Below are 6,800 nucleotides of genomic sequence, written 5' to 3' on the forward strand. Positions count from 1 at the left end.
TTCCTCAGGAAAGTTGTTGCTGTGGACGACGACGATACGCCCAAATCATCATAATGGCACCCGCGACAATCATCGGAATGGAGAGGATTTGCCCCATGCTGATGTACTGTACCCACTCGCCGGTAAACTGCGCATCCGGCTGACGGAAGAACTCGACGATGATACGGAATGCGCCATAGCCAATCAGGAACAGACCGGACACGGCCCCCATTGGACGTGGCTTGCGGATAAACAGGTTCAGGATGATAAACAGCACCACGCCTTCCAGCGCCAGCTCGTACAGCTGAGACATATGGCGCGGCAGAACGCCGTAAGTATCGAAAATGGACTGCCACTCCGGGTGTGATGGCAGCAGGGCGATATCTTCCGCACGCGAGCCCGGGAACAGCATGGTAAAGGACACGCTCGGATCGACACGTCCCCACAGCTCACCGTTGATGAAGTTACCCAGACGGCCAGCGCCCAGCCCAAACGGGATCAGCGGTGCGATAAAATCGGAAACCTGGAAGAAGTTGCGTTTGGTGCGTTTGGCAAAAATCACCATCACCAGGATCACCCCAATCAGACCGCCATGGAAGGACATGCCGCCGTCCCAGACGCGGAACAGATAGAGCGGATCATTCAGGAATACCGGGAAGTTATAGAACAGCACATACCCAATACGGCCGCCGAGGAACACGCCGAGGAAGCCCGCATACAGCAGGTTTTCAACTTCGTTTTTGGTCCAGCCGCTGCCAGGACGGCTGGCGCGACGGCCAGCGAGCCACATGGCAAAAATGAAGCCCACCAGGTACATCAAACCGTACCAGTGAAGCGAAACAGGTCCTATTGAGAAAATGACCGGATCAAATTCCGGAAAATGCAGATAACCACTGTTCATCTGTCACCACAAGATGTTGTTATTCCGCTGAAAGTGGACAGCGGTAGAAATGCGATTCTGCCGTAAGCAGAGGCTCCAAAGTTGCGAATCATAGCATAAGGCGGGCGCGGAGGATGCGCCAGAGATGTAAAAGATGTGTATAGGATTTTATGCGCGCTGGTGCCCTCTCCCACAGGGAGAGGGCGAAAGGCGATTAGCGACCGCCGCGGATCAGACCGCCCATGCCGCGTCGTTCCATAAACGCGGCGACCTGGTGGCGAACCTCGGTTGCCAGTTGCGCTTCAAGACTGCGTTCAGCCAGCTCGCGGGCATCGTTGATATCGATATGGCGCAACAGATACTTCACGCGTGCGACGGCCCGGCCGTTCATCGACAGATGGCGGTATCCCAGACCAATCAGGATCGCGACGCACATCGAATCCCCTGCCATTTCACCACACAAGCGTAAATCAATACCGTACTGCTCCGCTTCCCGGGCGATCATCGCCAGCGCACGAATGATCGCCGGATGCAGGCTATCGTAGATACTGGCGACGCGGGTATTATTACGGTCGACAGCCAGAATATATTGCGTCAGGTCGTTCGTGCCGACGGAGATAAAATCAACCCGGTTTGCCAGCTGCGGCAGCATAAAGACCATGGAAGGCACTTCGAGCATCACCCCGATCCGCGGTTTCGGGATCGCATAGCCAATCATCTCTTCCACTTCACGGCCTGCGCGTTCAATCAGCCGCCGCGCTTCGTCGATCTCATCAATGCTGGTGACCATCGGCAACAGAATGCTGAGGTTACCCGTCGCCGCATTGGCGCGCAGCATCGCGCGCACCTGGATCAGGAAGATCTCAGGCTGATCGAGCGTAATGCGGATCCCACGCCAGCCCAGGCACGGGTTTTCCTCACTGATCGGCATATAGGGCAGCTGTTTATCCGCCCCGACATCCAGCGTACGCAGGGTGACCGGTTTGTCGTTAAACATCTGCAGCATGCCCTGATACTGCGCCACCTGCTCCTCTTCGGAGGGGAAACCGCTCTGCAGCATGAACGGGATCTCAGTGCGGTACAGGCCAATACCGTCGATGCGGCTGCCAAGCTTTTCTTCGTGCTCAGGGCTTAAACCGGCATTGAGCATCACTTTGATCCGCTCACCGCTTTTAAGCTGTGCGGGCAGGTTAACGTCATTTTCTGCCAGCTTGCTTAATTCATTCTCTTCGCTGATAAGACGCTGGTATTCCTGCAGCAGAACCGGCTCAGGATCGACCAGCAGCTCTCCGCGATAGCCGTCCACCACCAGCGTCCGTCGGTGCAGAACCGACGGCTGGATATCCGCCCCCATAACGGTCGGAATACCCAGCGCGCGCACCATAATGGCGGCATGGGAGTTAGCGGCCCCATCGCGCACCACGACACCGGCCAGCCTGTCCTGGGGCAGTTCAGCCAGCGTCGTTGCCGAGAGTTCATCGGCGACCAGAATAAACCGTTTTGGCCAGGCATTCGGCCCCTGAATAGTGTCATCAAGGTGGAACAGCAGCCGTTGTCCGAGGGCCCGTAGATCCCCGGCCCGCTCTTTCAGGTAACCGTCGGTCAGCGCCGCAAATTGCTCGGCAAATTTTTCGATAACCTTCTTAACTGCCCACTCCGCGACCGAGCCTTTATCCACCTCCGCAAAAAGCTCACGGCGCAGACGCGCATCGGAGAGAAGGTGCGAATAGAGGTCAAAAATGGCCGCCGTCTCTTTCTGCGCGCCTGCGGCAAAACGTTTGCTGTAGCGGCGAAATTCATTCGCCGCCTCTTCCAGCGCGGCGGTAAGGCGCTCGCGCTCAAGCGCTTCATCAAGCGTTGAGGCTTCGTAAACCTGCTCCATCAACGGCAGCGTGGCGTCCATCCAGCCTTCAGCAATCGCCACCCCTGGCGAGGCCGGAAGGGCACGAATGCGCGTATGGCGGTACTGACCAAAGAGCGCGGCAAGCTGAGACTGAGAGAGGATGGCCGCCATCTGCGTAGCCAGCGTCACGAGGAAAGACTCTTCGCTTTCATCGTACTGACGTAGTTCACGCTGCTGGACAACCAACACGCCGAGCAGCTGACGACGCTGGATAATCGGCACACCGAGGAAAGCGCGGAAGCGCTCTTCTTTTACGGAAGGAATGTATTTGAAGCTGGGGTGTTTTTGCGCATCAGCAAGGTTGATGGGTTCAGCCAGCCGCCCAACCAGACCCACAATACCTTCATCAAATGCGAGGGTTACAGTGCGTCCACGTGGTTTTTTCAAACCACGGGTTGCCATCAGGTAATAGCAGCGTCGATCGTGGTCGGCCAGATACACCGAACAGACCTCGGTCTCCATCGCAAGACAGATGTCAGTGACCAGAATATTCAGCGCCTCGTTCAGACGCGGCGCACTGGCCACCTTCTCGACTATTTCTCGCAAGCGGGTGAGCATGATTTGCGTAGCTTAACCTCTTTTACGTCGCCAGGCAGGTGCGCTCTGCGGCTTAGGCGGGATCTCCTGAAGCTGCATCACCACACTTGCAAACTCTTTCATCACCCTACGGTAAACATCGCGTTTAAATGACACGACCTGACGAACAGGATACCAATAGCTCACCCAGCGCCAGCCATCAAACTCCGGCGTACTGCTGGTCTGCATATTGATGTCTGAATCGTTACCCACCAACTGCAACAGAAACCATTTCTGTTTCTGGCCGATACAAACCGGCTTTGTGTCCCAACGCACCAAACGTTTCGGTAACTTGTAACGCAACCAGTTGCGGGTCGAAGCCAGGATACGAACATCTTTCCGGCTTAAACCGACCTCTTCAAAAAGCTCCCGGTACATCGCTTGTTCTGGGGACTCTCCCGGATTGATCCCGCCTTGCGGGAACTGCCAGGAGTGCTGACCATACCGCCGGGCCCACATTACCTGGCCCTGACGATTACAAATTACTATTCCTACGTTCGGGCGGTAGCCATCGTCATCAATCACCGGACTACCCCAAACTAAACCTTATATATGAATGATTGTTTCACACTACAGGGAGGCGGTAAACCACTCTCTTACAGGCCTGCAACCTAATAACATTTGAATAACTCACAAATTAGTGCTGAGTTATAAACAGATGTGAGGCAGCGAGGGGAATTTTATTCACCTTTTCTGTGGATATAGTTGTGAAGAAGTGTCTGATTACCGATGAACAACCTTTATCACCGCCGGTCTCCCTCTTATACCACCTTAATATAATTTCTTTATTTACAGTTATTTAAATGCAGATCGGTAAACAAAAAGCAGAATAGCGTGACGATCATCACATCAGAGATCGTTGTGCTGATGAAAGATCGAACAGCGTCGGTTTTATCCACAGATTGTGCCAATAAGTTAGTCACAATTTGTGTGAAAATTCGATTTTCATCGCACGTCAAGGCTGTAAATTGAAACAGTAGTCAGGGTTATGCCCAGTTATCCCATTTTTCTGTGGATAACATGGTGTAAGATCCTGTTCATTGTCAGTGACCAGATTTGAACAACCGCTTTTCCGCCCACGGTGAAACGATTTCAACGCGACAAAATATCCAATAAATCATAGACATGTCATATTGGTACAGAAAAAGTTAAACTCTATCCACAGGGGACAATTTCTTCGTTTATTTTTTAATCAAAAGGTTACCATCATGCATCCGCTTACACCCTTGCTTTCACCGCCCTCCAGCGAGAGCCAGTTGCTACAACAGGCCCAGCGCCTGGCAGGCTTTTCGCTTGGCGAGCTGGCCGCCATGGCAGGGCTGCTGATCCCGAAGGATCTGAAACGGGATAAAGGCTGGATCGGCATGCTGCTCGAGCTCTGGCTGGGCGCCAGCGCAGGGAGTAAACCTGAGCAAGATTTTGCCGCCCTTGGCGTGGAGTTAAAAACCATTCCCATAGACCGTCAGGGGAAGCCGCTTGAAACCACGTTTGTCTGCGTGGCGCCATTAACCGGCAATACCGGCGTAACGTGGGAAACCAGCCATGTTCGCCATAAGCTGAAGCGCGTCCTGTGGGTACCGGTTGAAGGCGAGCGGGCGATCCCGCTGGCCGATCGTCGCATTGGCGCCCCGCTGCTCTGGAGCCCAACCGATGATGAGGAGCACCAGCTGCGTCTGGACTGGGAGGAGCTGATGGACATGATCGTGCTTGGGCAGGTAGAGCGCATCACAGCCCGACACGGAGAAGTGTTACAGCTGCGTCCGAAAGCGGCGAACAGTAAAGCGCTCACGGAGGCCATCGGCGCACAGGGTGAACCCATACTGACCCTGCCGCGCGGTTTTTATCTCAAAAAGAATTTTACCGGCGCGCTGCTGGCACGCCATTTCCTGCTTAACACATAGTTTTTTACTTATTTTGAGAGCTCTCAAACATAATCACCTGGTTTTTAAGATTTTACCGCTTTCTCCATTCGCCATATCGGGTTAATACTAGACTATGATTTGATACGAGCCAGATGAGGACAATAACGATGAAAAAATGGGCAGTGTTAGTTTCAGCAGTCGGTTTAGCCTTTGCCGTATCGGGTTGTAGCAGCGATTACGTCATGGCGACAAAAGACGGTCGAATGATCCTGACTGACGGCAAACCCGAAGTCGATGATGATACCGGTCTGGTCAGCTACCGCGATCAGGAAGGCAATAAAATGCAGATCAATCGCGACGAAGTCTCGCAAATTATCGAGCGATAAACAGAGAGAGGTCAGTAGCTTGCTGGCCTTTTTGATTTTTTTCTTCCCCTTTTGCTTCCCCTCTGCCATGTTTATATTCCTTTGTCGGGAACACCCTGACGCGGTCTATATGTCTCATGAGGAAGCCGGCTATGCATTATCACCGTATCCCCCACAGCGCTCTCGAAATTAGCCAACTGGGGTTGGGCACGATGACATTTGGTGAACAAAACAGCGAAGCCGATGCCCATGCACAACTCGATTATGCCGTCAGCCAGGGCATTAACCTGATTGATGTCGCAGAGATGTACCCTGTTCCCCCCCGTCCGGAAACGCAGGGACTTACCGAAACGTATGTGGGTAACTGGCTGGCAAAACACGGTAACCGTGAAAAGCTGGTGATCGCCTCAAAAGTCAGTGGCCCCGCGCGCAACAACGATACCGGGATCCGCCCGAATCAGATCCTCGATCGCAAAAATATCCGCGCCGCGCTGGATGCCAGCCTGAAGCGTCTGCAGACCGACTACCTCGATCTGTACCAGGTTCACTGGCCACAGCGCCCCACGAACTGCTTTGGTAAGCTTGGCTACAGCTGGAATGAAAGCGCCCCTGCCGTGACGCTGCTGGAAACGCTGGAAGCGCTGGCTGAGTGCCAGCGTGCGGGAAAAATCCGCTACATTGGCGTCTCTAACGAAACGGCCTTTGGGGTGATGCGCTATCTGCATCTGGCGGATAAACACGATCTGCCGCGCATCGTCACCATCCAGAACCCGTACAGCCTGCTTAACCGCAGCTATGAAGTGGGTCTGGCCGAAGTGACACAGTACGAAGAGGTGGAACTTCTCGCCTATTCCTGCCTCGGTTTCGGCACGCTGACGGGGAAATACCTGAACGGGGCGAAACCGGCCGGGGCGCGTAACACCCTCTTTAGCCGCTTTACCCGCTACAGCGGCGAGCAGACGCAGAAAGCCGTCGCCGCCTACGTGGATATCGCAAAGCGTCACGGTCTTGACCCTGCGCAGATGGCGCTTGCCTTCGTGCGTCGTCAGCCGTTTGTTGCCAGCACCCTGCTGGGCGCGACCACCCTGGAGCAGTTGAAAACCAACATTGAGAGTTTCCATCTGAACCTGAGTGAAGAGGTGTTAGCGGAGATTGAAGCGGTGCATCAGGTATACACATACCCGGCACCGTAATAAAAGCAAAACGGCAACGCACGTTGCCGTTTTTAGGGTTTG

The 6,800-nt window shown here is 54.2% G+C and carries 6 protein-coding genes; 3 read left to right on the forward strand and 3 right to left on the reverse strand.

The annotated features are described in order from the left end of the window. Positions 1 to 4: 4 nt before the first annotated feature. The 3 genes from lgt to rppH form a co-directional block, all read right to left on the reverse strand. Positions 5 to 880, reverse strand: coding sequence for a prolipoprotein diacylglyceryl transferase (gene lgt / locus EKN83_RS21210; protein WP_025760096.1), 876 nt, complete (start codon positions 878 to 880; stop codon positions 5 to 7). A 193-nt stretch (positions 881 to 1,073) separates the two neighbouring features. Continuing rightward, the gene (ptsP, locus tag EKN83_RS21215) at positions 1,074 to 3,320 is read right to left on the reverse strand and encodes a phosphoenolpyruvate--protein phosphotransferase (RefSeq protein ID WP_126801649.1); all 2,247 of its coding nucleotides are present in this window, start codon (positions 3,318 to 3,320) and stop codon (positions 1,074 to 1,076) included. 12 nt (positions 3,321 to 3,332) lie between these two features. Beyond that, positions 3,333 to 3,863 carry an RNA pyrophosphohydrolase gene (gene rppH / locus EKN83_RS21220; protein ID WP_013098553.1) on the reverse strand — a complete coding sequence of 177 codons (531 nt, stop codon included), beginning with the start codon at positions 3,861 to 3,863 and terminating at the stop codon, positions 3,333 to 3,335. Between the two features lie 683 nt (positions 3,864 to 4,546). On the opposite strand from rppH, the gene mutH reads away from it, so the two are divergent. From mutH to EKN83_RS21235, 3 genes are all read left to right on the forward strand, one after another. Next, on the forward strand, positions 4,547 to 5,239 hold the full coding sequence (mutH, locus tag EKN83_RS21225) for a DNA mismatch repair endonuclease MutH (RefSeq protein WP_126801650.1): 693 nt from the start codon (positions 4,547 to 4,549) through the stop codon (positions 5,237 to 5,239). A 128-nt stretch (positions 5,240 to 5,367) separates the two neighbouring features. Then, positions 5,368 to 5,586 carry a YgdI/YgdR family lipoprotein gene (locus tag EKN83_RS21230; protein WP_008499668.1) on the forward strand — a complete coding sequence of 73 codons (219 nt, stop codon included), beginning with the start codon at positions 5,368 to 5,370 and terminating at the stop codon, positions 5,584 to 5,586. A gap of 131 nt (positions 5,587 to 5,717) precedes the next feature. Continuing rightward, positions 5,718 to 6,758: an NADP(H)-dependent aldo-keto reductase gene (locus EKN83_RS21235; RefSeq protein WP_094919657.1), complete on the forward strand. Its 1,041-nt coding sequence runs from the start codon at positions 5,718 to 5,720 to the stop codon at positions 6,756 to 6,758. Positions 6,759 to 6,800: the final 42 nt, after the last annotated feature.

It is taken from the genome of Enterobacter sp. WCHEn090032, assembly GCF_003986875.1.
In the GTDB taxonomy this organism is placed as follows: domain Bacteria; phylum Pseudomonadota; class Gammaproteobacteria; order Enterobacterales; family Enterobacteriaceae; genus Enterobacter; species Enterobacter sichuanensis.

Excerpts from the sequence above, each read along its gene's own strand:
- EKN83_RS21230 (WP_008499668.1), top strand. The coding sequence starts at position 5,368 with ATGAAAAAATGGGCAGTGTTAGTTTCAGCAGTCGGTTTAGCCTTTGCC.
- mutH (WP_126801650.1), top strand. The coding sequence starts at position 4,547 with ATGCATCCGCTTACACCCTTGCTTTCACCGCCCTCCAGCGAGAGCCAG.
- lgt (WP_025760096.1), bottom strand. The coding sequence starts at position 880 with ATGAACAGTGGTTATCTGCATTTTCCGGAATTTGATCCGGTCATTTTC.
- ptsP (WP_126801649.1), bottom strand. The coding sequence starts at position 3,320 with ATGCTCACCCGCTTGCGAGAAATAGTCGAGAAGGTGGCCAGTGCGCCG.
- EKN83_RS21235 (WP_094919657.1), top strand. The coding sequence starts at position 5,718 with ATGCATTATCACCGTATCCCCCACAGCGCTCTCGAAATTAGCCAACTG.